At 36.9% G+C, this 24676-nt stretch carries 25 protein-coding genes; 20 read left to right on the top strand and 5 right to left on the bottom strand.

Features of this window, described 5'->3' with window-relative positions:
• The first annotated feature begins 201 nt into the window (after nt 1–201).
• Both trpS and guaB read left to right on the top strand, forming a co-directional pair.
• Entirely contained in the window at nt 202–1227 is a 1026-nt protein-coding gene (gene trpS, locus JJN14_RS09935) for a tryptophan--tRNA ligase (protein ID WP_201058570.1), read from the top strand.
• Between the two features lie 151 nt (nt 1228–1378).
• A complete protein-coding gene (gene guaB, locus JJN14_RS09930; protein WP_201058569.1) occupies nt 1379–2857 on the top strand; it encodes an IMP dehydrogenase in 1479 nt (492 codons plus the stop codon).
• Nucleotides 2858–2906: 49 nt separating this feature from the next.
• Here the strand turns inward: guaB and recF are convergent, their stop codons facing one another.
• The gene (gene recF / locus JJN14_RS09925; RefSeq protein WP_201058568.1) at nt 2907–4004 is read right to left on the bottom strand and encodes a DNA replication/repair protein RecF; all 1098 of its coding nucleotides are present in this window, start codon (nt 4002–4004) and stop codon (nt 2907–2909) included.
• Between the two features lie 2 nt (nt 4005–4006).
• Nucleotides 4007–4375: a S4 domain-containing protein YaaA gene (gene yaaA, locus JJN14_RS09920; RefSeq protein WP_201058567.1), complete on the bottom strand. Its 369-nt coding sequence runs from the start codon at nt 4373–4375 to the stop codon at nt 4007–4009.
• Between the two features lie 158 nt (nt 4376–4533).
• Between yaaA and yfmF the strand changes: the two genes are divergently transcribed.
• The 13 genes from yfmF to tsf all read left to right on the top strand — a co-directional run bounded on the left by yfmF (nt 4534) and on the right by tsf (nt 17229).
• Nucleotides 4534–5784, top strand: a complete 1251-nt coding sequence (gene yfmF / locus JJN14_RS09915) for an EF-P 5-aminopentanol modification-associated protein YfmF (protein WP_201058566.1) — start codon at nt 4534–4536, stop codon at nt 5782–5784.
• Nucleotides 5781–7064 (top strand): EF-P 5-aminopentanol modification-associated protein YfmH, encoded by a 1284-nt coding sequence (yfmH, locus tag JJN14_RS09910; protein WP_201058565.1) that lies wholly within the window; start codon nt 5781–5783, stop codon nt 7062–7064. Before yfmF ends, yfmH begins: the two co-directional genes overlap by 4 nt.
• 59 nt (nt 7065–7123) lie before the next feature.
• Nucleotides 7124–7954 (top strand): cytoskeleton protein RodZ, encoded by an 831-nt coding sequence (rodZ, locus tag JJN14_RS09905; protein ID WP_201058564.1) that lies wholly within the window; start codon nt 7124–7126, stop codon nt 7952–7954.
• A gap of 9 nt (nt 7955–7963) precedes the next feature.
• Nucleotides 7964–8509 (top strand): CDP-diacylglycerol--glycerol-3-phosphate 3-phosphatidyltransferase, encoded by a 546-nt coding sequence (gene pgsA, locus JJN14_RS09900; protein ID WP_125386272.1) that lies wholly within the window; start codon nt 7964–7966, stop codon nt 8507–8509.
• A complete protein-coding gene (locus tag JJN14_RS09895) occupies nt 8506–9333 on the top strand; it encodes an energy-coupling factor ABC transporter ATP-binding protein (RefSeq protein ID WP_125455880.1) in 828 nt (275 codons plus the stop codon). Before pgsA ends, JJN14_RS09895 begins: the two co-directional genes overlap by 4 nt.
• Nucleotides 9318–10157: an energy-coupling factor transporter ATPase gene (locus JJN14_RS09890; protein WP_064276832.1), complete on the top strand. Its 840-nt coding sequence runs from the start codon at nt 9318–9320 to the stop codon at nt 10155–10157. Before JJN14_RS09895 ends, JJN14_RS09890 begins: the two co-directional genes overlap by 16 nt.
• A complete protein-coding gene (locus JJN14_RS09885; RefSeq protein WP_201058563.1) occupies nt 10150–10944 on the top strand; it encodes an energy-coupling factor transporter transmembrane component T family protein in 795 nt (264 codons plus the stop codon). The genes JJN14_RS09890 and JJN14_RS09885 overlap by 8 nt, the downstream gene beginning before the upstream one ends.
• A gap of 58 nt (nt 10945–11002) precedes the next feature.
• Nucleotides 11003–11821 (top strand): rod shape-determining protein MreC, encoded by an 819-nt coding sequence (gene mreC, locus JJN14_RS09880; protein WP_201058562.1) that lies wholly within the window; start codon nt 11003–11005, stop codon nt 11819–11821.
• A complete protein-coding gene (gene mreD / locus JJN14_RS09875) occupies nt 11821–12315 on the top strand; it encodes a rod shape-determining protein MreD (RefSeq protein WP_201058561.1) in 495 nt (164 codons plus the stop codon). The genes mreC and mreD overlap by 1 nt, the downstream gene beginning before the upstream one ends.
• Before the next feature lie 93 nt (nt 12316–12408).
• Nucleotides 12409–13647, top strand: a complete 1239-nt coding sequence (gene pcsB / locus JJN14_RS09870; protein WP_201058560.1) for a peptidoglycan hydrolase PcsB — start codon at nt 12409–12411, stop codon at nt 13645–13647.
• A 206-nt stretch (nt 13648–13853) separates the two neighbouring features.
• A complete protein-coding gene (locus JJN14_RS09865; protein WP_201059161.1) occupies nt 13854–15065 on the top strand; it encodes an aminoacyltransferase in 1212 nt (403 codons plus the stop codon).
• A gap of 265 nt (nt 15066–15330) precedes the next feature.
• The gene (gene rpsB, locus JJN14_RS09860; protein ID WP_000268469.1) at nt 15331–16110 is read left to right on the top strand and encodes a 30S ribosomal protein S2; all 780 of its coding nucleotides are present in this window, start codon (nt 15331–15333) and stop codon (nt 16108–16110) included.
• Nucleotides 16111–16188: 78 nt separating this feature from the next.
• Nucleotides 16189–17229, top strand: coding sequence for a translation elongation factor Ts (gene tsf / locus JJN14_RS09855; protein WP_033682512.1), 1041 nt, complete (start codon nt 16189–16191; stop codon nt 17227–17229).
• Nucleotides 17230–17354: 125 nt separating this feature from the next.
• On the opposite strand, the gene cysK is transcribed toward tsf, so the two are convergent.
• From cysK to JJN14_RS09840, 3 genes are all read right to left on the bottom strand, one after another.
• On the bottom strand, nt 17355–18281 hold the full coding sequence (gene cysK / locus JJN14_RS09850; protein WP_201058559.1) for a cysteine synthase A: 927 nt from the start codon (nt 18279–18281) through the stop codon (nt 17355–17357).
• Nucleotides 18282–18377: 96 nt separating this feature from the next.
• Nucleotides 18378–18821: a PH domain-containing protein gene (locus JJN14_RS09845; RefSeq protein WP_061088574.1), complete on the bottom strand. Its 444-nt coding sequence runs from the start codon at nt 18819–18821 to the stop codon at nt 18378–18380.
• Between the two features lie 15 nt (nt 18822–18836).
• On the bottom strand, nt 18837–19472 hold the full coding sequence (locus JJN14_RS09840) for a YigZ family protein (protein WP_033682509.1): 636 nt from the start codon (nt 19470–19472) through the stop codon (nt 18837–18839).
• A gap of 56 nt (nt 19473–19528) precedes the next feature.
• On the opposite strand from JJN14_RS09840, the gene JJN14_RS09835 reads away from it, so the two are divergent.
• The 5 genes from JJN14_RS09835 (at nt 19529) to rplI (ending at nt 24672) form a co-directional block, all read left to right on the top strand.
• The gene (locus JJN14_RS09835) at nt 19529–20827 is read left to right on the top strand and encodes a DEAD/DEAH box helicase (RefSeq protein WP_201058558.1); all 1299 of its coding nucleotides are present in this window, start codon (nt 19529–19531) and stop codon (nt 20825–20827) included.
• Complete coding sequence (locus JJN14_RS09830) at nt 20824–21486, top strand: ComF family protein (RefSeq protein ID WP_201058557.1); 663 nt, start codon at nt 20824–20826, stop codon at nt 21484–21486. The genes JJN14_RS09835 and JJN14_RS09830 overlap by 4 nt, the downstream gene beginning before the upstream one ends.
• 79 nt (nt 21487–21565) lie before the next feature.
• The gene (hpf, locus tag JJN14_RS09825; protein ID WP_004255322.1) at nt 21566–22114 is read left to right on the top strand and encodes a ribosome hibernation-promoting factor, HPF/YfiA family; all 549 of its coding nucleotides are present in this window, start codon (nt 21566–21568) and stop codon (nt 22112–22114) included.
• A gap of 135 nt (nt 22115–22249) precedes the next feature.
• A complete protein-coding gene (locus tag JJN14_RS09820) occupies nt 22250–24223 on the top strand; it encodes a DHH family phosphoesterase (RefSeq protein ID WP_201058556.1) in 1974 nt (657 codons plus the stop codon).
• Entirely contained in the window at nt 24220–24672 is a 453-nt protein-coding gene (gene rplI / locus JJN14_RS09815) for a 50S ribosomal protein L9 (protein WP_060627336.1), read from the top strand. The genes JJN14_RS09820 and rplI overlap by 4 nt, the downstream gene beginning before the upstream one ends.
• Nucleotides 24673–24676 lie beyond the last annotated feature (4 nt).

The following is a 24676-nucleotide window of genomic DNA, read 5'->3' as shown; positions in this document are numbered from 1 at the left end:
TTTCTCCTATATGTGTAATATATTCATTCTACTAGAAAATACGGAAATATTCAAATTTTTATCTGTCAATTTTATGTAAATTACATTTACAGTATACTTTACACGAATCCGTAAATAGCAAGGCTGATTTATTTTGATAAATTACGGTTATTTCATTAAAAAAATGCTATAATTGAAGGGACTATATCGAAGGAGAATAAAATGATTAAACCCATTATTTTAACAGGAGACCGTCCAACAGGGAAATTGCATATTGGACATTATGTTGGAAGTCTCAAAAATCGAGTTTTATTACAGGAAGAGGATAAGTATGATATGTTTGTGTTCTTGGCTGACCAACAAGCTTTGACAGATCATGCTAAAGACCCTCAAACAATTGTAGAATCTATCGGAAATGTTGCTTTGGATTATCTTGCAGTTGGATTGGATCCAAATAAATCAACTATCTTTATTCAAAGCCAAATTCCAGAATTAGCTGAGTTGTCTATGTATTATATGAATTTGGTGTCATTGGCACGTTTGGAGCGTAATCCAACTGTCAAGACAGAAATTGCTCAGAAAGGATTTGGAGAAAGCATTCCGACAGGATTCTTGGTCTATCCAATAGCTCAAGCAGCTGACATCACAGCTTTCAAGGCTAATTATGTTCCTGTTGGGACAGATCAGAAACCAATGATTGAGCAAACTCGTGAAATTGTTCGTTCTTTTAATAATGCATATAACTGTGATGTCTTGGTAGAGCCGGAAGGTATTTATCCAGAAAATGAGAGAGCAGGGCGTTTGCCTGGTTTAGATGGAAATGCTAAAATGTCTAAGTCCCTTAATAACGGTATTTATTTAGCTGATGATGCGGATACTTTGCGTAAAAAAGTAATGAGTATGTATACAGATCCAGATCATATTCGAGTGGAAGATCCAGGTAAGATTGAGGGAAATATGGTTTTCCATTATCTAGATGTTTTTGGTCGTCCAGAAGATGCTCAAGAAATTGCTGACATGAAAGAACATTATCAACGAGGTGGTCTTGGTGATGTGAAGACCAAGCGTTATCTACTTGAAATATTAGAACGTGAACTGGGTCCTATTCGTGAGCGCCGTATTGAATTTGCTAAGGATATGGGAGAAGTTTATAATATGCTTCAAAAAGGTAGTGAAAGAGCGCGTGAAGTTGCAGGTCAAACCCTATCTGAGGTTAAAGGAGCAATGGGACTTCATTACTTTAACTAAGTTTATTTTACAAGAAACTATCATTTCTATCTCGAAGAAAAGATAGTTTTTTATTTACCCCTGTAACATTTGACAAATTTTTATAGAATGGTATGATAGATACAATATAAAAAGAGTCAAGCTCAAAAAGAAAGAAAAGAGGAAACTTCGAATGTCTAATTGGGACACTAAATTTTTGAAAAAAGGTTTTACCTTTGATGATGTATTGCTTATTCCAGCTGAAAGTCATGTGTTGCCTAACGATGCAGATTTAACAACTAAATTGGCAGATAATTTGACTTTAAATATCCCAATTATTACCGCTGCCATGGACACAGTTACAGAGAGTCAAATGGCCATTGCTATTGCTCGTGCAGGCGGTCTCGGAGTTATCCATAAAAACATGTCAATTGCTCAACAAGCAGAGGAGGTTCGTAAGGTAAAACGTTCTGAAAATGGAGTTATTATTGATCCGTTCTTCTTGACGCCTGAACATACAATTGCTGAAGCAGATGAGCTTATGGGTCGTTACCGTATCAGTGGTGTTCCAGTTGTTGAAACACTTGAAAATCGTAAATTGGTTGGTATTTTGACAAACCGAGATCTTCGTTTCATTTCAGATTATAACCAACCAATCTCAAACCATATGACTAGTGAAAATCTTGTTACTGCTCCTGTGGGTACAGATCTTGCAACAGCTGAGAGCATTCTTCAAGAACACCGTATTGAAAAACTTCCTTTGGTAGATGAAGAAGGTCGTCTTTCTGGTTTGATTACTATCAAAGATATTGAAAAAGTTATTGAGTTTCCAAATGCTGCTAAAGATGAGTTTGGTCGTCTCTTAGTTGCAGGTGCAGTAGGTGTTACTTCAGATACCTTTGAACGTGCAGAGGCTCTCTTTGAAGCAGGAGCGGATGCGATTGTTATTGATACTGCACATGGTCATTCTGCAGGTGTCTTGCGTAAAATTGCTGAGATTCGTACTCATTTCCCAGATCGTACCTTGATTGCTGGAAATATTGCAACTGCTGAAGGTGCACGTGCCCTTTATGAAGCAGGTGTAGATGTTGTAAAGGTTGGTATTGGACCAGGTTCTATCTGTACTACTCGTGTGATTGCAGGTGTTGGTGTTCCACAAGTAACAGCTATCTACGATGCTGCAGCCGTTGCGCGTGAATATGGTAAAACGATTATTGCTGACGGTGGAATCAAGTATTCTGGAGATATTGTAAAAGCCCTTGCTGCAGGTGGAAATGCAGTTATGCTTGGATCAATGTTTGCTGGAACAGACGAAGCACCAGGTGAAACTGAAATCTTCCAAGGACGTAAGTTCAAGACTTACCGTGGTATGGGATCAATCGCAGCGATGAAGAAAGGTTCAAGCGATCGTTACTTCCAAGGTTCTGTCAATGAAGCAAATAAACTCGTTCCAGAAGGAATTGAAGGTCGTGTTGCTTATAAAGGAGCGGCAGCTGATATCGTCTTCCAAATGATTGGCGGTATCCGATCTGGTATGGGTTACTGTGGTGCGGCTAACCTTAAAGAGTTGCATGATAATGCTCAATTTATTGAAATGTCTGGTGCTGGTTTGAAAGAAAGCCATCCTCATGATGTACAAATTACTAATGAGGCACCAAATTATTCTATGTAAAAGAAATAAAAAGAACTCCCGTGAAAACAGGAGTTCTTTTACAATGTTGTCAATTTTCGTTTACAAAAACTTTACCACCCTGAATAGTGAAGATACTTAGATTTTTTGGTAGATTTTGAAGATGGTCTAAGCTTGTTGTTGTGATAAAGGTTTGGATTGACTGAGAAATCGTTTCTAATAATTTTAACTGTCTAGTATTGTCAAGTTCACTCATAACATCGTCAAGCAATAATATCGGAGATTCTGTAGTAATACTTTCCATTAACTCGATTTCTGCTAATTTTATAGAAAGGACGAGACTGCGATGTTGACCTTGACTTCCAAAGCTAGCATCCATCCCATTTATATAAAAAGAAATATCATCTCGATGAGGACCAACGCCAGTATTCTTTTTAAATAAATCTCTGGTTCTACTTTTTTCTAAAGCAATTTTGAAAGATTTGGATAAGTTTTGTTTGTCAGTTATCTTGACAGAAGATTGATAAGATATTGACAACTCTTCAATCTGATTTGAGAGTTCAAAATGTTTCTTACGCGCAAATGATTCTAGTTTTTTTATGAAATCTAAGCGGTGATTCATTACACGACATCCATAATCAACTAGCTGATCATCCAATACTGAAAGGAAGGTTTCATCTATTTTTTGAGCTGATTTTAGATAAGTGTTTCTTTGTTTTAGGATGTGATTATAATTGGTTAAGTCAGATAAATAGATTGGCTTGATTTGTCCAAGTTCCATATCAATGAATTTCCGTCGAACCGAAGGTGCTCCTTTAATTAGTTGTAAATCTTCAGGAGCAAATAAAACAACATTCATGTGTCCTACATAATCTGAAAGGCGCGCCTGTTTTAAGTGATTAACTTTTGTCACACGGCCTTTTTGTGTTAGTTCGATTTCTAGGGGAATGGATCCAGTTTTTTTCTGAACGAGACCTGAAAGATGAAGTTGTTCCTCATCAAAATGAATGAGATTTTTATCTGTTCGAGTTCGATGACTACGCGTTAAGGCTAAAAAATAGATAGCCTCTAGCATATTTGTTTTTCCTTGTGCATTGCGTCCTAAAAAGACATTCAATTTAGGATTAAAGTCTATTTTCGTCTCTTTGTAGTTACGAAAAGTCTTGAGAGATAGGTTTTGTAGCCACATGATTATCTACCAGGGAATCGCGGAGCTTGTTTGTTTTTAGGTGATGAAGCAGGTTTCGATTTGTCTTTTTTAATTCCCTTATTCATCTCTTTGACAAGTTTAGCGATCCGTTCTTTTTCAACTTTATCAGCTTGGTATTCCTCTTGTTCTTCAGAAGTAGGTTGTGTCAACAAGATGTCAATGTCCATGTCAGGGATGTCAACTTTATCACCAATACGAAGTTTTTTACCACGACGACTCTCTAATTCCCCATTAAAGTAAACAGAATGTTCAGAGAGAAATGATTTGATAGCTCCTCCGCTATGTGTAATTCCAAGTTCTTTGAGTAGTGCTTGGAGGGTAATAAATTCTTCAAATAATTTGTATTCCATAATTCACCTCAATCTTTGGTATTATACCATATTTTCCTAAAAATAGTGAGAGAAACAGGGGGGGATGTAAGCGATTTTTATTTCAAAAGTGTTACAGAGAACAGGAAAATTTCAGGTTTTCGTGATATAATAGAAGTCTGTATATAAGGAGGTAAATCATGGAGTTAGTGCATGGAATTTCAACACATTTTATCCAATCAAAAAAGTTTAAAACGAACAAAATCACCGTGCGTTTTACCGCTCCATTATCTCTTAATACGATTGCAGGTCGCATGTTGAGTGCGAGTATGCTAGAGACTGCTAATCAGATGTACCCCACTTCTCAAGATTTGAGAAGACATTTGGCCAGTCTATACGGTACAGATATGTCAACCAATTGTTTCAGAAGAGGGCAAAGTCATATTGTAGAATTGACATTCACATATGTTCGTGATGAGTTTTTAAGTAGGAAAAATGTGCTAACTGATCAGGTTTTGGAACTAGTAAAAGAAACTCTTTTTTCACCCGTAGTAGTTGATAATGGGTTTGATTCGGCCTTATTTGAAATTGAGAAAAAGCAATTGCTAGCAAGTTTAGCAGCTGATATGGATGATTCTTTTTATTTTGCACATAAAGAATTGGATAAATTGTTTTTTCATGATGAACGTCTTCAATTGGAATATAGTGATTTACGAAATCGTATTTTAGCTGAAACTCCACAAAGTTCTTATTCCTGTTTCCAAGAATTTTTGACCAATGATCGAATAGATTTCTTTTTCCTAGGTGATTTTAATGAGGTTGAAATTCTAAATGTATTAGAATCATTTGGTTTTATGGGTCGAGAAGGTAATGTGAAGGTTCAGTATTGTCAACCTTATTCCAATATCCTTCAGGAAGGCATGGTTCGGAAAAATGTGGGACAGTCTATTTTAGAGTTGGGCTATCATTGCTCTGCTGAATATGGTGATGAGCAACATTTACCTATGATTGTAATGAATGGTTTACTGGGTGGATTTGCTCACTCTAAACTCTTTACAAATGTCCGTGAAAATGCTGGATTGGCTTATACTATTTCAAGTCAGCTTGATTTGTTTAGTGGATTCTTGAGGATGTATGCTGGCATTGATCGAGAAAATCGGAATCAGGCTCGAAAAATGATGAATAATCAACTGCTTGATTTAAAAAAAGGATATTTTACAGAGCTTGAGCTAGAGCAGACCAAGGAAATGATTCGTCGGTCTTTGTTACTTTCTCAAGATAATCCAAGTTCATTGATTGAACGTGCTTATCAAAATGCCTTACTTGGAAAATCTTCAGCAGACTTTAAAGGTTGGATTGCAAAACTCGATCAAGTTGACAAAGATGCTATTTGTAGAGCAGCTAAGAATGTGAAACTACAGGCGATTTACTTTATGGAAGGAATAGAATGACAAAGGTTGTTTTTGAAGAAAAATACTATCCAGCTGTAAAAGAAATGGTTTATCGAACTCGTTTGGCAAACGGATTGACAGTTGCTCTTTTGCCTAAAAAGGAATTTAAAGAGGTTTACGGGAGTGTAACTGTCCAGTTTGGTTCGATAGATACGCTTGTCACAGACGTTGACGGAAATGTAAAAGAATATCCTGGAGGAATTGCTCATTTTCTTGAACATAAATTATTTGAGAGAGAAGATGCTAGCGATTTGATGTCAGCTTTTACGAGTCTAGGTGCAGATAGTAATGCCTTTACAAGCTTTACAAAAACAAGCTATCTTTTTTCAGCAACGGATCATTTTTTAGAAAATTTAGACTTACTTGATGAATTGGTAACATCAGCACACTTTACTGAAGGTTCCATTTTAAGAGAGCAGGATATTATCCAGCAAGAACGAGAAATGTATCAAGATGATCCAGATTCGTGTTTATTCTTTTCAACTTTAGCGAATTTGTATCCAGGCACACCTTTAGCAACTGATATAGTTGGCAGTGAGGAGTCCATTTCCCAAATAAATCTAACTAATTTGCAAGAAAATTTTACAAGATTTTACAAACCTGTAAACATGTCTCTGTTTTTAGTTGGCAATTTTGATGTGGATCAAGTACAGGACTATTTTGAAAGAAAAGAACTGGAAGATTTAGATGTTCAGGAAGTAGCAAGAGAAAAGTTTGTTTTAAAAGATGTAAAGCAAACAGACAGTATAAGAATGGAAGTCTCTTCTCCCAAACTAGCGATTGGTATTAGAGGTAAACAAGATGTTGCTGAGACTGATTGCTATCGAAATCATATTTTATTAAAATTATTGTTTGCAATGATGTTTGGTTGGACTTCGGATCGTTTTCAGAAATTATATGAATCAGGTAAAATTGATGCGTCCTTATCTCTGGAAGTTGAAGTAACAAGTCGCTTTCATTTTGTTATGTTGACAATGGATACAAAAGAGCCAGTTGCTTTATCTCATCAGTTTAAAAAGTCTATTCGTAATTTCACAAAGGATTTAGATATTACAGAGGATCATTTAGACATTATCAAAAGAGAGATGTTTGGAGAATTTTTCAGTAGCATGAACTCTCTTGAATTTATTGCAACGCAATATGATGCTTTTGGACAAGGTGAGACAATCTTTGATTTGCCGAAAATTTTACAGGAAATTACTTTAGAGGATGTCCTTGATGCTGGACACCATTTAATAGATGATGGTGATATAGTTGATTTTACAATATTCCCATCGTAGTAACTAATCATAATAGACACTAGAAACATAATAGAAACTAGAAAGAAGGAATGACAAGTATGAGGAAAAAAACAATTGGTGAGGTTTTACGTTTAGCTAGAACCAACCAAGGGTTAACTTTAGAAGAATTACACAAAAAAACAGAAATTCAGTTGGATATGTTGGAGGCAATGGAAGCTGATGATTTTGATCAACTTCCTAGTCCATTTTATACTCGTTCTTTTTTGAGAAAGTATGCGTGGGCAGTTGAACTTGATGAGCGAATTGTCTTGGATGCTTATGATTCTGGGAGCATGATTACTTATGAGGAAGTAGATGTTGATGAAGAGGAGTTGACAGGTAGGAGACGTTCAAGTAAGAAAAATAGGACATCATTTTTACCTTTATTTTATTTTATACTCTTTGCCCTATCGATTGTCATTTTTGTGACTTATTATGTTTGGAATTATATTCAGACTCAACCGGAGCGTTCATCTGCGTCTAGTTATAGTGTAGTCCAAGCAACAAGCTCGACTAGTTCTGCAACTCCATCTTCAACTAGTAGTGGTTCATCAAGTAGCTCTTCGAATATTGAACCAGTTATAAGTGTATCAGGTGAAGGAAATTATGTAGAAATCGCTTATAAAACAAGTAAGGAAACCGCAAAATTGCAATTATCGGTTTCAGATGCTAGAAGTTGGGTTAGTGTTTCAGAAAGTGAGCTTGAGGGTGGTGTGACCTTATCACCGGATAATAAAAGTGCAGAAACAACAGTTTCAACAAAAAATCCTGTGACCATTACCTTAGGTGTTGTCAAAGGTGTTGCTTTAACAGTAGATGATCAGACTGTTGATTTATCGAAATTAACAGCTCAAACTGGACAAATCACTGTAACCTTTACTAGAAATTAAGGAAAAAGAATGAAAAAAGAACAAATTCCCAATCTCTTAACAATAGGTCGAATTCTCTTTATACCTATTTTTATCTTTATTTTAACGATAGGAAATTCGCTAGAAAGTCATATAGTAGCAGCTATTATATTTGCTATTGCCAGTATTACCGACTATTTAGATGGATATTTAGCTCGTAAATGGAATGTGGTCAGTAATTTTGGCAAATTTGCAGATCCTATGGCGGATAAGTTACTAGTTATGTCTGCTTTTATTATGCTGATTGAGTTAGGTATGGCTCCAGCTTGGATTGTTGCAGTGATCATCTGTCGTGAGTTGGCTGTAACAGGTTTAAGACTTTTATTAGTTGAAACTGGTGGGACAGTTTTAGCAGCAGCAATGCCTGGAAAAATTAAAACTTTTAGTCAGATGTTTGCCATTGTTTTCTTGCTATTACATTGGATTTTGCTTGGTCAAGTTCTACTTTATGTAGCCTTGTTTTTCACTATCTACTCTGGTTATGATTATTTCAAGGGTAGTGCCTATGTATTTAAAGGGACATTTGGTTCGAAATGAAATCAGTAATTGATGTAAAAAATCTTTCTTTTCGCTATAAGGAAAGTCAGGAATACTATGATGTGAAGGATATTACGTTTCACGTGAAACGTGGAGAATGGCTTTCGATTGTAGGGCATAATGGTAGTGGTAAATCAACAACGGTTCGCTTAATTGATGGCTTACTGGAAGCAGAATCCGGAGAGATTGTAATCAATGGCCAACAGTTGACTGAGGAGAATGTTTGGAGCATACGTCGTCAAATCGGTATGGTTTTTCAAAATCCAGATAATCAATTTGTTGGAGCGACTGTTGAAGATGATGTTGCCTTTGGTTTGGAAAATCAGGGACTTTCTCGTCAAGAAATGAAAAAGAGAGTGGAAGAAGCTCTGGATTTGGTTGGCATGTTGGACTTTAAAAAGAGAGAGCCAGCACGTCTATCAGGTGGCCAAAAGCAACGTGTGGCTATTGCAGGTGTTGTAGCCCTAAGACCAGCTATTTTAATCCTAGATGAAGCAACGAGTATGTTGGATCCTGAGGGACGTAGAGAACTGATTGAGACAGTAAAAGGAATTCGGAAAGACTATGATATGACGGTCATTTCCATTACACATGATTTGGAAGAAGTCGCCATGAGTGATCGTGTGTTGGTCATGAAAAAAGGGTCAATTGAATCAACTAGTAGCCCAAGAGAACTTTTCTCACGAAATGATTTGGATCAAATTGGATTAGACGATCCTTTTGCTAATCAATTAAAACATTCTTTGAGCCAGAATGGCTATGATTTGCCTGAAAATTATTTGACAGAAAGTGAGCTAGAGGATAAACTATGGGAATTGCTCTAGAAAATGTGAGTTTTACGTATCAAGAAGGGACTCCCTTAGCTTCAACAGCTTTGTCAGATGTTTCTTTGACGATTGAAGATGGTTCTTATACGGCTTTAATTGGCCACACAGGTAGTGGTAAATCAACTATTTTGCAACTCTTAAATGGTTTATTGGTGCCAAGTCAAGGGAGTGTGCGAGTTTTTGATACCTTAATCACTTCGACTTCTAAAAATAAAGATATTCGTCAAATTAGAAAACAGGTTGGCTTGGTATTTCAGTTTGCTGAAAATCAGATCTTTGAAGAAACGGTTTTGAAGGATGTTGCTTTTGGACCGCAAAATTTTGGAGTTTCTGAAGAAGATGCGGAGCAGATTGCGCGTGAGAAACTGGCTTTGGTTGGAATTGATGAATCACTTTTTAATCGTAGTCCGTTTGAGCTATCAGGTGGACAAATGAGACGTGTGGCCATTGCAGGCATACTTGCCATGGAACCAGCCATATTAGTCTTAGATGAGCCCACAGCAGGCCTAGATCCCCTGGGAAGAAAAGAGCTGATGAATTTGTTCAAAAAACTCCACCAGTCAGGGATGACAATTGTCTTAGTAACACATTTGATGGATGATGTTGCTGAATATGCGAACCAGGTATATGTGATGGAAAAGGGACGTTTAGTTAAGTTTGGTAAACCTAGTGATGTCTTTCAAGATGTTGTTTTTATGGAAGAAGTTCAGTTGGGAGTACCTAAAATTACAGCTTTTTGTAAACGATTGGCTGATAGAGGCGTGTCATTTAAACGATTACCGATTAAGATAGAGGAGTTCAAGGAGTCGCTAAATGGATAGTATGATTTTGGGGCGTTATATCCCAGGGGATTCGATTGTTCACCGATTGGATCCACGTAGCAAATTGCTTGCCATGATGCTACTGATTTTGATTGTGTTTTGGGCTAATAACCCCTTGACGAATCTAATTCTTTTTATAGCGACAGGGATATTTATTGCCTTGTCAGGAGTATCTCTTTCATTTTTTATTCAGGGCTTGAAGTCTATGTTTTTCTTGATTGCCTTCACAACTATTTTTCAACTGTTTTTCATTTCTAATGGGAATGTTTTATTTGAGTTTTCATTTGTGAGAATTACGGATTATGCTTTGCAACAAGCTGGAATTATTTTTTGTCGCTTTGTATTGATTATTTTCTTTTCAACTTTGTTAACTTTAACTACCATGCCCTTAAGTTTGGCATCAGCTGTCGAAGCTTTGTTAGCACCTTTAAAACGTGTGAAAGTTCCAGTTCATGAAATTGGATTGATGCTGTCCATGAGTCTACGTTTTGTCCCAACCTTGGTGGATGATACGACGCGGATTATGAATGCACAGAAAGCGCGTGGAGTTGATTTTGGTGAAGGAAGCATTGTTCAAAAAGTAAAGGCTATGATTCCTATTTTGATTCCTCTTTTTGCAACAAGTTTAAAACGTGCGGATTCCTTGGCTATTGCTATGGAAGCGCGTGGTTATCAGGGGGGAAAAGGCAGAAGTCAATACCGACAATTGAAGTGGACTCGAAAGGATACGCTGACCATTCTTGTTATTATCGTACTTGGTTGTTGCTTATTTTTCTTAAAATCTTAGTAGCTTTCAGGAATTCATAAAAAATTACTGTAACAGTTTTTGATATAAAGGTAGGGATATGAACCGTTTTAAAAAATCAAAATATGTCATTATTGTTTTTGTCATTGTTCTGCTTGTGTCAGCTCTCTTAGCGACGACTTATTCAAGTACAATTGTGACAAAATTAGGAGATGGAATCTCATTGGTTGATAGAGTTGTTCAAAAACCTTTTCAGTGGTTTGATTCTGTCAAATCAGATTTGGCTCATTTGACACGAACTTATAATGAAAATGAAAGTTTGAAGAAACAGATTTATCAATTAGAAGTTAAATCAAATGAGGCGGAAAGTTTAAAGACCGAAAATGAACAACTGCGCCAATTGCTTGATATGAAATCCAAGTTGCAAGCTACAAAGACTTTAGCAGCAGATGTTATTATGCGTTCTCCAGTATCTTGGAAGCAGGAATTGACCCTGGATGCAGGTAAATCAAAAGGGGCTTCTGAGAACATGTTAGCTATTGCAAATGGTGGTTTGATTGGGAGCGTTTCAAAAGTAGAGGAGAACTCTACTATGATCAACCTTCTGACAAATACGGAAAATGCTGATAAGATTTCTGTTAAAATTCAACATGGTTCTACTACAATTTATGGAATTATTGTTGGCTATGACAAGGAAAATGAAGTTCTTAAAATTAGCCAATTAAATAGTAATAGTGAGATTAGTGCAGGAGATAAGGTGACCACTGGTGGATTAGGAAACTTTAATGTTGCGGATATTCCTGTTGGTGAAGTGGTTGCCACAACGCATAGTACAGACTATTTGACACGAGAAGTAACTGTTAAATTGAGTGCAGATACTCATAATGTGGATGTGATAGAATTAGTGGGGAATTCATAATGAGACATTTGAAGCGGGTTGGAGTGTTTTTATTGCTCCCTTTCTTTGTTCTAATTGACGCCCATATTAGCCAGCTTCTGGGCTCATTTTTTCCCCACGTACAGTTGGCTAGTCATTTTCTGTTTTTATTTCTCTTATTTGAGACGATTGAAGTATCAGAATATCTCTATTTAGCTTATTGTTTTGTAGTTGGTTTGGTCTATGATATTTACTTTTTCCACTTGATAGGGATTGCGACTCTGTTGTTCGTCTTGTTGGGGGTATTTCTCCATAAATTTAATAGTGTTATTTTATTGAATCGTTGGACGAGAATGTTAGCAATTATTGTCATGACTTTTCTATTTGAAATGGGGGCTTACATATTTGCAATAGCGGTAGGTTTAACTGTGGATAGTATGTCTTTGTTCATAGTCTATAGTTTAGTGCCATCAATGATTTTGAACCTTATATGGATGATTACTTTTCAGTTTATTTTTGAAAAATTTTACCTATAAGAAAGAAATAAAAATGTAACAAAGGCGTAATATTCATTAGGCCTTTTTTTGGTATACTAGTAATGTCTTTAAAAGAAGGAGTATCTACGAAATATGAAGAAAAAAATCTTAGCGTCACTTTTACTAAGTACAGTAATGGTTTCTCAAGCAGCTGTTTTAACAACTGCGCATGCAGAAACTACTGATGACAAAATTGCTGCTCAAGATAATAAAATTAGCAACTTAACAGCACAACAACAAGAAGCCCAAAAACAAGTTGATCAAGTTCAGGAGCAAGTATCTGCTATTCAAACAGAGCAATCAAACTTGCAATCTGAAAATGATAGACTACAAGAAGAATCTAAAAAGCTTGAGGGTGAAATTACAGAACTTTCTAAGAATATTGTATCTCGCAATGATTCATTACAAAAACAAGCTCGTAGTGCTCAAACAAATGGAGCTGCAACAAGTTACATTAATACAATTGTAAACTCAAAATCAATTACAGAAGCTATTTCACGTGTTGCTGCAATGAGTGAAATCGTATCTGCAAACAACAAAATGTTGGAACAACAAAAAGCAGATAAAAAAGCTATTTCTGAAAAACAAGTAGCAAACAATGATGCAATTAATACAGTTATTGCAAATCAGCAAAAATTAGCTGATGATGCTCAATCATTAACTACAAAACAAGCTGAGTTGAAAGCTGCAGAATTGAATCTTGCTGCTGAAAAGGCTACTGCAGAGGATGAAAAAGCAAGTTTACTTGAGAAAAAAGCTGCAGCAGAAGCAGAAGCTAAAGCAGCTGCAGAAGCAGAAGCAGCTTATAAAGCTAAACAAGCAAGTCAACAACAAAAAGTCGTTGCTTCTGGAAATACAACTTTTACAGCAGAAGTTCAAGCAGTATCAACTACTTCTTCGTCATCTAGTTCGTCTGAATCATCTTCAAGTAGTGCTTCAGCGGAATCAACAAGCTATACTCCTGCACCAGTGAAACAACATCCGACATACAGTACAAATGCATCAAGCTATCCTGTAGGTCAATGTACATGGGGAGTAAAAACTTTAGCACCATGGGCTGGTGATTACTGGGGTAATGGCGGTCAATGGGCTGCAAGTGCAGCAGCTGCAGGTTTCCGTACAGGTTCTACACCACAAGTTGGCGCGATTGCATGTTGGGATGATGGAGGATACGGTCACGTAGCAGTTGTTACAGCAGTTGAATCATCAACTCGTATTCAAGTTTCTGAGTGTAACTATGATGGAAGTGGAACTCAACCAATTGGAAATTATCGTGGATGGTTTAATCCGACAGCATCAAGAGGTACTGTAAGATACATTTATCCAAACTAATATACTGATTATTACTATACAAAGGGTGAGATCTTATTAATCTCACCCTTTGTATAGTGCTGGAAAAATTAATTTCATTATATAATTACTTGAACTTATTTTCTATTTTTATAATTATTTAATTAAAGTAAAATGAAACGTAGAGATTTAGTACGAGTGTAGCATGTTAATAAAAAATGGTTTCTAAGGGAGTCGGTGTTGAAGTTATGTTTAGGTATAAAATAAATGTTGATGTTAAAGAGTGGGATTTATTTTTAGAAAATCATCCTCAAGGAAATTTATTGCAGAGTAGTGATTGGTCCAAGATAAAGGATACTTGGGGGAACGAGAGAGTTGGTTTTTATAAAGATAATCAATTAGTTGGAGTAGCAAATATCTTAATTCAGCCGCTACCATTAGGATTTTCTATGTTTTATATTCCAAGAGGTCCAGTAATTGACTATGAAGATAAAGAACTTCTGAAATTTGTTCTTTTAACGTTGAAAAAACTTGCTAAAAAAAGCCATGCAATAATGGTTAAATTTGACCCAAGTTTATTTATAAGTAGAGGTCTTATTGACCAAGAATCTGTCCAAAATTCTATGACTTTAGCAATTGTCGAAGAACTGAAAAAAAATAAAGTTTATTGGACAGGCTTAACAAAGGATATGGCAGAAAATATACAACCACGTTTTCAAGCTAATATTCATAAAGAAAATTTCTCACTGGATCAACTTTCTAAGTCTACTAGACAGGCCATCCGAACTGCAAGAAATAAAGGATTAGAAGTAAAATTTGGTGGACTTGATTTATTAGATGACTTTTCATTTTTAATGAAGAAAACAGAGTCTCGCAAGAATATCAGTTTACGAGGCAAAGATTATTATCAGAAGTTACTGGATACTTATCCTGATCACTCCTTTATCACACTGAGCTTTTTAGATCTACCTAATAGACTGAAAGAAGTTGAGCAACAATTCGAAAAGAATCTAAAAACAGAGCAGAAGTTTACAGATAAAACGAAAGAAGGTAAAATAAAAGAGAATCAGCAAGAGAGAGAACGATTAAAGGAAGAAATTTCTTTTCTTAAGAACCATATTGACAGAGGGGATAGTATTGTCCCATTGTCTGGTACTTTAACCATCGAATTTGGGAAAACTTCTGAGAACTTATATGCTGGAATGAATGAAGAATTTAGACACTATCAACCTGCTATTCCTACATGGTTTGAGACAGCACAACATTCTTTTGAACGAGGGGCTGAGACTCATAATATGGGTGGAATTGAAAACAATTTAGAGGGTGGGTTAATTAGCTTTAAATCCAAGTTTAATCCTACTATCGAGGAATTTGCTGGTGAGTTTAATTATCCAACTAGTTCATTATATTTTTTGTTTAATCTAGCTTATAAAATTCGTAAGAAACTTCGAAGTAGATAAGATAAACTAATGATTTTGCCACTATATTAAATTTAAAAAAATTTAGCTATTAGAGCATCTTAGTAGTATATGTTGGGAAGTTAGCAGAAATTATCTACTTTAAAAATCTACTAAAATCACTTGAAAATATTGAAAAAGTATGGTAAAATGAAACTTGTCGTGTGAACGATAATACTCATTCTTGATGAATTGTGAAACAGTTGCCTTTGGGTCGTTTTGCGAGTTGAAGTCAAGAAGAGGAAAAAAACAAAAAGGAGAAATACTCATGGCAGTAATTTCAATGAAACAACTTCTTGAGGCTGGTGTACACTTTGGTCACCAAACTCGTCGCTGGAACCCTAAGATGGCTAAGTACATCTTCACTGAGCGTAACGGAATCCACGTTATTGACTTGCAACAAACTGTAAAATACGCAGACCAAGCATACGATTTCATGCGTGATGCAGCAGCTAACGATGCAGTTGTATTGTTCGTTGGTACGAAGAAACAAGCAGCTGATGCAGTTGCTGAAGAAGCAGTACGTTCAGGTCAATACTTCATCAACCACCGTTGGTTGGGTGGAACTCTTACAAACTGGGGAACAATCCAAAAACGTATCGCTCGTTTGAAAGAAATCAAACGTATGGAAGAAGATGGAACTTTTGAAGTTCTTCCTAAGAAAGAAGTTGCACTTCTTAACAAACAACGTGCACGTCTTGAAAAATTCTTGGGTGGTATCGAAGATATGCCTCGTATCCCAGATGTGATGTACGTAGTTGACCCACATAAAGAGCAAATCGCTGTTAAAGAAGCTAAAAAATTGGGAATCCCAGTTGTGGCGATGGTTGACACAAACACTGATCCAGATGATATCGATGTAATCATCCCAGCTAACGATGATGCTATCCGCGCTGTTAAATTGATCACAGCTAAATTGGCTGACGCTATCATCGAAGGACGTCAAGGTGAAGATGCAGTAGCAGTTGAAGCAGAATTTGTAGCTTCTGAAGCTCAAGCAGATTCAATTGAAGAAATCGTTGAAGTTGTAGAAGGCGACAACGCTTAATTCATATAATTAGTAATTACCTAGGAGGGCGGGGCTTAGCCCGGCTCTCCTATTTTTAAAAAATATAGGAGAATCAAAATGGCAGAAATTACAGCTAAACTTGTAAAAGAGTTGCGTGAAAAATCTGGTGCCGGAGTTATGGACGCTAAAAAAGCGCTTGTAGAAACAGACGGTGACATCGAAAAAGCGATTGAATTGCTTCGTGAAAAAGGTATGGCTAAGGCAGCTAAGAAAGCTGACCGTGTTGCTGCAGAAGGTTTGACTGGTGTTTACGTTAACGGTAATGTTGCAGCAGTTATTGAAGTAAACGCTGAAACTGACTTCGTTGCGAAAAATGCTCAATTCGTTGAATTGGTAAATACTACAGCTAAAGTTATTGCTGAAGGAAAACCTGCTAATAATGAAGAAGCACTTGCTTTGACAATGCCTTCAGGTGAAACTCTTGAAGCTGCATACGTATCTGCAACAGCAACTATCGGAGAAAAAATCTCATTCCGTCGCTTTGCATTGATTGAAAAAACAGACGCACAACACTTTGGAGCATACCAACATAACGGTGGACGTATCGGTGTTATTTCAGTTGTTGAAGGTGGAGACGAAGCACTTGCTAAACAATTGTCAATGCACATCGCAGCGATGAAACCAACAGTTCTTTCTTACAAAGAATTGGATGAGCAATTCGTTAAAGATGAGTTGGCACAATTGAACCACGTTATCGACCAAGACAACGAAAGTCGTGCAATGGTTAACAAACCAGCTCTTCCACACTTGAAGTATGGATCAAAAGCTCAATTGACTGATGAAGTGATTGCCCAAGCTGAAGCTGACATCAAAGCTGAATTGGCTGCAGAAGGCAAACCAGAAAAAATCTGGGACAAAATCATCCCAGGTAAAATGGACCGCTTCATGCTTGACAACACTAAAGTTGACCAAGCTTACACACTTCTTGCACAAGTATACATCATGGATGACAGCAAGACAGTTGAAGCATATCTTGAATCAGTTAACGCTTCAGTAGTTGAGTTCGCTCGCTTTGAAGTTGGTGAAGGTATTGAAAAAGCTGCAAACGACTTCGAAGCTGAAGTTGCAGCTACAATGGCAGCAGCCTTGAATAACTAATAATAAAAAGGAAGGAAGCTAAATTGCTTCCTTTTTTCTATGCAGTCAATCTTTATAGGGAGATGTTCCTATTTTTAAGGTATAAATAAAAAGCCCTATAATAAGGGCTAAGTGTACTTAGGAGACTACACTTCAAATTCATAGAGTGCTGTAGAGAGATAACGTTCACCGTTATCTGGTGCTAGAGCAAGAACTTTTTTACCTGTACCTAATTTCTTAGCAACTTCAATTGCTCCGTAGATAGCTGCAGCTGAAGAAATACCAACAAGGAAGCCTTCTTTTCCGCCAATCTCACGGCCAAGTGCTAAAGCATTGTCTGATGTTACACGAACGATACCATCATAAGCCTTTGTATCCAGTGTATCAGGAATAAATCCAGCTGAGATACCTTGAATTTTGTGAGGACCAGGTTTTTCACCAGATAGAATAGCAGATTCATCAGCTTCCACTGCATAAACTTGAATGTTTGAATTTGCTGTTTTGAGTGCATGAGAAACACCAGAAATTGTTCCACCGGTACCAACTCCAGCAACAAAGGCGTCTAATCCATCTTTACCGAAAGCAGCTAGTATTTCAGCTCCTGTTGTTCTTTCGTGTACTTCTGGATTTGCTGGATTGTCAAATTGAAGAGGAAGGAAACCATCACGTTCAGCAGCGATTTCTTGAGCCTTGGCGATAGCACCTTTCATTCCTTCGCTACCAGGAGTGAGGACGAGTTCGGCACCATAGGCTTGGATAATCTTACGTCGTTCCACACTCATAGTTTCAGGCATAACGATAACAACTTTATACCCTTTAGCAGCACCTACCCATGAAAGTCCAATACCAGTGTTTCCACTTGTTGCTTCAACAATGGTAGCACCCGGTTTCAGAATACCATCTTGTTCCGCTTTTTCAATCATGCTAAGAGCAATACGGTCTTTTACAGATGAACCAGGGTTAAATGCTTCAAGTTTTACATAGACGTCCGCAGCACCTTCTGGCACAATGTTGTTGAGTTTAACAATCGGTGTTTGTCCGATTAGTTCAGTAATGTTGTTATAAATAGACATATGAATACCTCTTTGTATAAGATATTTCTAGTATAACTCTAACTATACCATTTGTAAAATATAGAAATCCTATCGAAGTGATAGGATTTTTTTATATCACAGGTCTAAGCCATTAATTTTCAAACGATTGTGATAAGCTAATTCTAATAAATAGGTGTAAAGTGGAACGATATCCGTTTTCTTAGGGAATTCAAATTTATGAGCACTAAAATGCTCATTATGTGCTTTTAGAAAAACATTTTCTAAATAAGTAATAGTAATTTCACTATCATCTATACCTGCTCCAGCAGTTTCCATTTCCACGTTAACAATGTTCATCAAAAAAATTGATTTAATAGACATCTTACGACCGGTAGCGCCTTGTTTATCTGTAAAGATGATACGTATATTTGTAAATATAATTGAGTCACGAATCAGTTTATATCCACTTTGAATTTCTTCATTTTCTAGTAGATATTGTCCATATTCTTTGATAAGAGTTTCTTTGTTTTGCTCGCTAAAGTTACCAGCGAGTCCTTGAATGAATTTACCAAATGCCATATTTTTCTCCTTTTTTTACACTAAGTTTACAGGAACTTCAACTTCTCGTAAACCTTGATCAGTTAAAGTGACTTTTCCATTAAAAAACTCTACCAGTGCAGCTTTAATATTTTCTTTTTCTTCTTTATCAACATAAATCATCGTATCGACTTGATCTGTAAAGTTTGTCTCAAGTTCCATGAGATCATGTTCCTTAAGGAAGTTACTGTACTCTTGATACTGAGCGTAAGACATTTGAATAGCAATGCCAGCCTGTTCCTTTATTTCAATAATGCCAATTTCTTTGACAGCTAAGGCAACACTGCCGGCATAAGCACGAATCAATCCTCCAGCGCCTAGCTTAATGCCTCCAAAGTAGCGTGTCACTACTACACAGACATTAGTAAGATTGTGATTTTCTAGTACCCCAAGCATGGGAACGCCAGCAGTACCACTGGGTTCACCATCATCACTTGTCCGTTTAATTTCACTACGTTCCCCAATAATAAAGGCTGAGCAGTTATGCGTAGCTTTGTAGTGTTCTTTTTTGATGGCAGTAATAAAGTCCCGAGCCTCTTCTTCGCTATAAACACGCTTTGCATGACAGATAAAGCGTGATTTTTTAATTTCTTCTTGGACTTGACCGTCCTCTTTAATTGTTCTAAATTCCATGATTTAATTGTACTAAAAAATTATCTAAAGCGCTAGGTTTTTACGAATAAAGAAGTATGAAAGTAAATCCAAATTATCTCGGTCGGTTGTTTACTGAGAATGAATTAACAGAAGAGGAACGTAAGTTGGCAGAGAACATTCCAGCAATGAGAAAGGAGAAGGGAAAATTTTTCTGTCAACGTTGTAATAGTACTATTCTAGAAGAATGGTATTTACCTATCGGTGCTTATTATTGTCGGGAGTGCTTAATTATGAAGCGAGTTAGGAGTGATCAAGCTTTATACTATTTCCCACAGGAGGATTTTCCGAAACAAGATGTTCTTAAATGGCGTGGCCAATTAACTCCTTTTCAAGAGAAGGTGTCAGAGGGATTGATTCAAGCAGTAGATAAGCAAGAACCAACCTTGGTACATGCGGTAACAGGAGCTGGAAAGACAGAAATGATTTATCAAGTAGTAGCTAAAGTGATCAATGCGGGTGGTGCAGTATGCTTGGCTAGTCCTCGCATAGATGTTTGTTTGGAGCTGTACAAGCGACTGCAAGATGATTTTGCTTGCGAGATATCTTTACTACACGGAGAATCAGAGCCGTATTTTCGAACACCACTAGTTGTTGCGACGACCCATCAGTTATTGAAGTTTTATCAAGCTTTTGATTTGCTGATAGTGGATGAAGTAGATGCCTTTCCTTATGTTGACAATCCCACGCTTTACCATGCTGTCAAGAATAGTGTAAAGAAGAATGGCTTGAGAATCTTTTTAACAGCAACTTCTACCGATGAGTTAGATAGGAAGGTTCGCATCGGAGAATTAAAACGATTGAGTTTGCCTAGACGGTTTCATGGAAATCCGTTGATTATTCCAAAGCCTGTCTGGTTATCGGATTTTAATCGCTATTTGGATAAGAATCGTTTGTCACCAAAGCTAAAGACTTATATTGAGAAACAGAGAAAGACAGGCTATCACTTACTCATTTTTGCTTCAGAAATTAAGAAAGGAGAGCAACTAAAAGAAATCTTACAGGAGCAATTTCCAAATGAGAAAATTGGCTTTGTATCTTCTGTAACAGAAGATAGATTAGAGCAGGTACAAGCTTTTCGAGATGGAGAACTGACAATACTTATCAGTACGACAATCTTGGAGCGTGGAGTTACCTTCCCTTGTGTGGATGTTTTTGTAGTAGAAGCCAACCATCGTCTGTTTACCAAATCTAGTTTGATTCAGATTGGTGGACGAGTTGGACGAAGCATGGATAGACCGACAGGAGATTTGCTTTTCTTCCATGACGGGTTAAATGCTTCAATCAAAAAGGCAATTAAGGAAATTCAACAGATGAATAAGGAGGCGGGTCTATGAAGTGTTTATTATGTGGGCAGACTATGAAGGCTGTTTTAACTTTCAGTAGTCTTTTACTTCTGAAGAATGATGCATCCTGTCTTTGTTTAGATTGTGATTCTACTTTTGATAAGATTGGAGAAGAGAACTGTCCAAACTGTATGAAAACAGGATTGTCAACAAAGTGTCAAGATTGTCAATTTTGGTGTAAAGAAGGAGTTGAAGTCAGTCATAGAGCGATTTTTATTTACAATCAAGCTATGAAGGATTTTTTCAGTCGGTATAAGTTTGATGGAGACTTCCTTTTAAGAAAAGTCTTTGCTTCAGTTTTAAGTGAGGAGTTAAAAAAGTACAAAGAGTATCAATTTGTTGTAATTCCCCTAAGTCCTGAAAGATTGCTCGAGAGGGGATTTAACCAGGTTGAAGGTTTAGTTGAAGCAGCAGGGTTCTCTTTTCAAGACTTACTAGAGAAGAGAGAAGAGCGAGCTAGTTCTTCCAAAAATCGTTCAGAACGCTTGGCAACAGAACTTCCCTTCTTTGTCAAAAGTGGAGTCACTATTCCTAAAAAAATCCTACTTATAGATGATATCTATACTACCGGAACAACTATAAATCGTATGAAGAAACTGTTGGAAGAAGCTGGTGCTGAGGATGTAAAAACATTTTCCCTTGTAAGATGAGGAAAAAATTTGCAAAAACAAAATGAAAGCGTTATAATGAAATCAGAAAAACAAAAACGTTTAGAAAGAAGGTACTCATATGATTAAATATAGTATCCGTGGTGAAAACCTAGAAGTAACAGAAGCAATTCGTGATTATGTAGTTTCTAAACTCGAAAAGATCGAAAAGTATTTTCAAGCTGAACAAGAGTTGGATGCTCGAGTTAACTTGAAGGTGTATCGTGAAAAAACGGCTAAAGTGGAGGTGACGATTCCGCTTGGCTCAATTACTCTTCGTGCAGAAGATGTGTCTCAAGATATGTATGGTTCAATTGACCTTGTAACCGATAAAATTGAACGTCAGATTCGTAAAAATAAAACAAAAATCGAGCGTAAAAATAAAAATAAGGTAGCAACTAGTCAATTATTTACAGATGCTTTGGTGGAAGATACAAATGTTGTCCAATCAAGAGTTGTTCGTTCAAAACAAATTGATTTAAAACCAATGGATTTGGAAGAAGCTATTCTACAGATGGATTTGTTGGGACATGATTTCTTTATCTATGTGGATGTTGAAGATCAGACAACCAATGTGATTTATCGTCGTGAAGATGGCGAGATTGGCTTGTTAGAAGTTAAAGAATCTTAATTTCAATATGTGTAAAGGAAGGTTTACTAAATTGTAAATCTCCTTTTTCTTATAATTGATAGAATTACTGATTACACTTTTAAAAAGTCGCTTTTTGGTGGTTATTATGGTATAATGGGTGCCAAGAGGTTTGGAATGAAAAAATTTTATGTAAGTCCTATTTTCCCCTTAATATTAGGAATAGTGGCGTTCGGAGTGCTATCTGTGCAACTTGTTTTTGTAACGAATACACTGGTAACGCTATTTCTTTTGCTACTTATTTTGGGTTCATATATTTTACTATTCATCCATCAGAGAGACTACTACTCAAAGAGTGAAGTAGAACAAATCCAGTATGTAAACCACCAAGCTGAAGATAGTTTGACAACTTTGTTAGAACAGATGCCTGTCGGAGTTATTAAACTAGACTTATCGTCAGGTGAAGTTGAATGGTTCAATCCTTACGCTGAATTGATTTTGACTAATGAAGTGGGGGAGATTGATGTTGCATTAATTCAAACAATTATAAAGGCGTCTGTGGGGAATCCAGGTTCTTATGCCACCTTGGGTGAGACTCGCTATTCGGTTCATATGGACAAGGTATCTGGTGTTCTTTACTTCTTTGATGTGTCTGGAGAATACGAAGCGACTGTTGAGTTAGTGACGAGTCGTCCGGTTATTGGAATTGTTTCCGTTGATAACTATGACGATTTAGAAGATGCGACATCGGAGTCTGACATTAGTCATATTAACAGTTTTGTAGCCAATTTTGTTTCAGAATTTGCTGGGAAGCATGCCATGTTCTCCCGTCGAGTAAGCATGGACCGTTTTTATCTATTTACGGACTACACAGTACTTGAAGGATTGATGAATGATAAATTTTCTGTTATTGATGCTTTTAGAGAAGAGTCCAAACAGAGACAGTTGCCATTGACCCTAAGTATGGGATTTTCTTATGGTGATGGAAATCATGATGAGATAGGGAAAGTTGCTCTGCTCAACTTGAACTTGGCTGAAGTGCGTGGTGGCGACCAAGTTGTTGTCAAGGAAAACGACGAAACGAAAAATCCAGTTTATTTTGGTGGTGGCTCTGCTGCCTCAATCAAACGTACACGGACCCGTACGCGTGCTATGATGACGGCTATTTCAGATAAGATTCGTAGTGTGGATCAGGTTTTTGTAGTTGGTCACAAAAATCTAGATATGGATGCTCTTGGCTCTGCTGTAGGTATGCACTTGTTTGCCAGCAATGTGACTGAAAATAGTTATGCCCTTTATGATGAAAATCAAATGTCGCCGGATATTGAACGAGCTGTTTCATTCTTAGAAAAAGAAGGAGTTACAAAGTTGTTGTCTGTTAAGGACGCAATGGGGATGGTGACCAATCGTTCTTTGTTGATTCTTGTAGACCATTCAAAGACTGCCTTAACTTTATCAAAAGATTTTTATGATTTATTTACCCAAACCATCGTCATCGACCACCACAGACGGGATCAGGATTTTCCAGATAATGCGGTTATTACTTATATCGAAAGTGGTGCAAGTAGTGCCAGTGAGTTGGTAACGGAATTGATTCAGTTCCAGAATTCTAAGAAAAATCGTTTGAGTCGTATGCAAGCAAGTGTTTTAATGGCTGGTATGATGTTGGATACTAAAAATTTCACCTCACGAGTGACTAGTCGGACATTTGATGTTGCTAGCTATCTCAGAACGAGAGGAAGTGATAGTATTGCTATCCAAGAAATTGCTGCGACAGATTTTGAAGAATATCGTGAGGTCAATGAACTGATTTTACAGGGGCGTAAATTAGGTTCAGATGTACTAATAGCAGAGGCTAAGGACTCGAAATGTTATGATACAGTTGTTATTAGTAAGGCAGCAGATGCCATGTTAGCTATGTCAGGTATTGAAGCGAGTTTTGTTCTTGCGAAGAATACACAAGGATTTATCTCTATCTCAGCTCGCAGTCGTAGTAAGCTGAATGTACAACGGATTATGGAAGAGCTGGGAGGTGGAGGCCACTTTAATTTGGCAGCAGCTCAAATTAAGGATTCAACCTTGTCAGAAGCAGGTGAAAAACTGACAGAAATTGTATTAAATGAAATAAAGGAAAAGGAGAAAGAAGAATGAAAGTAATCTTTTTAGCAGATGTCAAAGGAAAAGGTAAAAAAGGCGAAATTAAGGAAGTACCAACAGGGTATGCGCAAAACTTTCTTATCAAAAAGAGTCTAGCCAAAGAAGCGACTGCTCAAGCTGTAGGTGAACTTCGTGGTAAACAAAAATCGGAAGAAAAAGCTCATGCTGAGATGATTGCAGAAGCAAAAGCAATTAAAGCTCAACTAGAAGCAGAGGAAACTATTGTAGAATTTGTTGAAAAAGTTGGTCCAGATGGTCGTACCTTTGGTTCCATTACCAATAAGAAAATTGCAGAAGAATTGCAAAAGCAATTTGGAATTAAGATTGATAAACGTCATATCCAAGTACAAGCTCCGATTCGAGCAGTTGGTTTGATTGATGTACCAGTGAAAATCTATCAAGATATTACAAGTGTAATCAATCTTCGTGTGAAAGAAGGGTAAATTT

It is taken from the genome of Streptococcus mitis (genome assembly GCF_016658865.1).
In the GTDB taxonomy this organism is placed as follows: Bacteria; Bacillota; Bacilli; order Lactobacillales; family Streptococcaceae; genus Streptococcus; species Streptococcus mitis_BT.
The sequence above is the reverse complement of the archived record's forward strand: the minus strand, read 5'-3'. Positions and strand labels throughout refer to the sequence as shown.

What these genes read in the sequence shown, in the direction of transcription:
- trpS (WP_201058570.1), top strand. Translation starts at nt 202, where the DNA reads ATGATTAAACCCATTATTTTAACAGGAGACCGTCCAACAGGGAAATTG.
- guaB (WP_201058569.1), top strand. Translation starts at nt 1,379, where the DNA reads ATGTCTAATTGGGACACTAAATTTTTGAAAAAAGGTTTTACCTTTGAT.
- recF (WP_201058568.1), bottom strand. Translation starts at nt 4,004, where the DNA reads ATGTGGCTACAAAACCTATCTCTCAAGACTTTTCGTAACTACAAAGAG.
- yaaA (WP_201058567.1), bottom strand. Translation starts at nt 4,375, where the DNA reads ATGGAATACAAATTATTTGAAGAATTTATTACCCTCCAAGCACTACTC.
- yfmF (WP_201058566.1), top strand. Translation starts at nt 4,534, where the DNA reads ATGGAGTTAGTGCATGGAATTTCAACACATTTTATCCAATCAAAAAAG.
- yfmH (WP_201058565.1), top strand. Translation starts at nt 5,781, where the DNA reads ATGACAAAGGTTGTTTTTGAAGAAAAATACTATCCAGCTGTAAAAGAA.
- rodZ (WP_201058564.1), top strand. Translation starts at nt 7,124, where the DNA reads ATGAGGAAAAAAACAATTGGTGAGGTTTTACGTTTAGCTAGAACCAAC.
- pgsA (WP_125386272.1), top strand. Translation starts at nt 7,964, where the DNA reads ATGAAAAAAGAACAAATTCCCAATCTCTTAACAATAGGTCGAATTCTC.
- JJN14_RS09895 (WP_125455880.1), top strand. Translation starts at nt 8,506, where the DNA reads ATGAAATCAGTAATTGATGTAAAAAATCTTTCTTTTCGCTATAAGGAA.
- JJN14_RS09890 (WP_064276832.1), top strand. Translation starts at nt 9,318, where the DNA reads ATGGGAATTGCTCTAGAAAATGTGAGTTTTACGTATCAAGAAGGGACT.
- JJN14_RS09885 (WP_201058563.1), top strand. Translation starts at nt 10,150, where the DNA reads ATGGATAGTATGATTTTGGGGCGTTATATCCCAGGGGATTCGATTGTT.
- mreC (WP_201058562.1), top strand. Translation starts at nt 11,003, where the DNA reads ATGAACCGTTTTAAAAAATCAAAATATGTCATTATTGTTTTTGTCATT.
- mreD (WP_201058561.1), top strand. Translation starts at nt 11,821, where the DNA reads ATGAGACATTTGAAGCGGGTTGGAGTGTTTTTATTGCTCCCTTTCTTT.
- pcsB (WP_201058560.1), top strand. Translation starts at nt 12,409, where the DNA reads ATGAAGAAAAAAATCTTAGCGTCACTTTTACTAAGTACAGTAATGGTT.
- JJN14_RS09865 (WP_201059161.1), top strand. Translation starts at nt 13,854, where the DNA reads ATGTTTAGGTATAAAATAAATGTTGATGTTAAAGAGTGGGATTTATTT.
- rpsB (WP_000268469.1), top strand. Translation starts at nt 15,331, where the DNA reads ATGGCAGTAATTTCAATGAAACAACTTCTTGAGGCTGGTGTACACTTT.
- tsf (WP_033682512.1), top strand. Translation starts at nt 16,189, where the DNA reads ATGGCAGAAATTACAGCTAAACTTGTAAAAGAGTTGCGTGAAAAATCT.
- cysK (WP_201058559.1), bottom strand. Translation starts at nt 18,281, where the DNA reads ATGTCTATTTATAACAACATTACTGAACTAATCGGACAAACACCGATT.
- JJN14_RS09845 (WP_061088574.1), bottom strand. Translation starts at nt 18,821, where the DNA reads ATGGCATTTGGTAAATTCATTCAAGGACTCGCTGGTAACTTTAGCGAG.
- JJN14_RS09840 (WP_033682509.1), bottom strand. Translation starts at nt 19,472, where the DNA reads ATGGAATTTAGAACAATTAAAGAGGACGGTCAAGTCCAAGAAGAAATT.
- JJN14_RS09835 (WP_201058558.1), top strand. Translation starts at nt 19,529, where the DNA reads ATGAAAGTAAATCCAAATTATCTCGGTCGGTTGTTTACTGAGAATGAA.
- JJN14_RS09830 (WP_201058557.1), top strand. Translation starts at nt 20,824, where the DNA reads ATGAAGTGTTTATTATGTGGGCAGACTATGAAGGCTGTTTTAACTTTC.
- hpf (WP_004255322.1), top strand. Translation starts at nt 21,566, where the DNA reads ATGATTAAATATAGTATCCGTGGTGAAAACCTAGAAGTAACAGAAGCA.
- JJN14_RS09820 (WP_201058556.1), top strand. Translation starts at nt 22,250, where the DNA reads ATGAAAAAATTTTATGTAAGTCCTATTTTCCCCTTAATATTAGGAATA.
- rplI (WP_060627336.1), top strand. Translation starts at nt 24,220, where the DNA reads ATGAAAGTAATCTTTTTAGCAGATGTCAAAGGAAAAGGTAAAAAAGGC.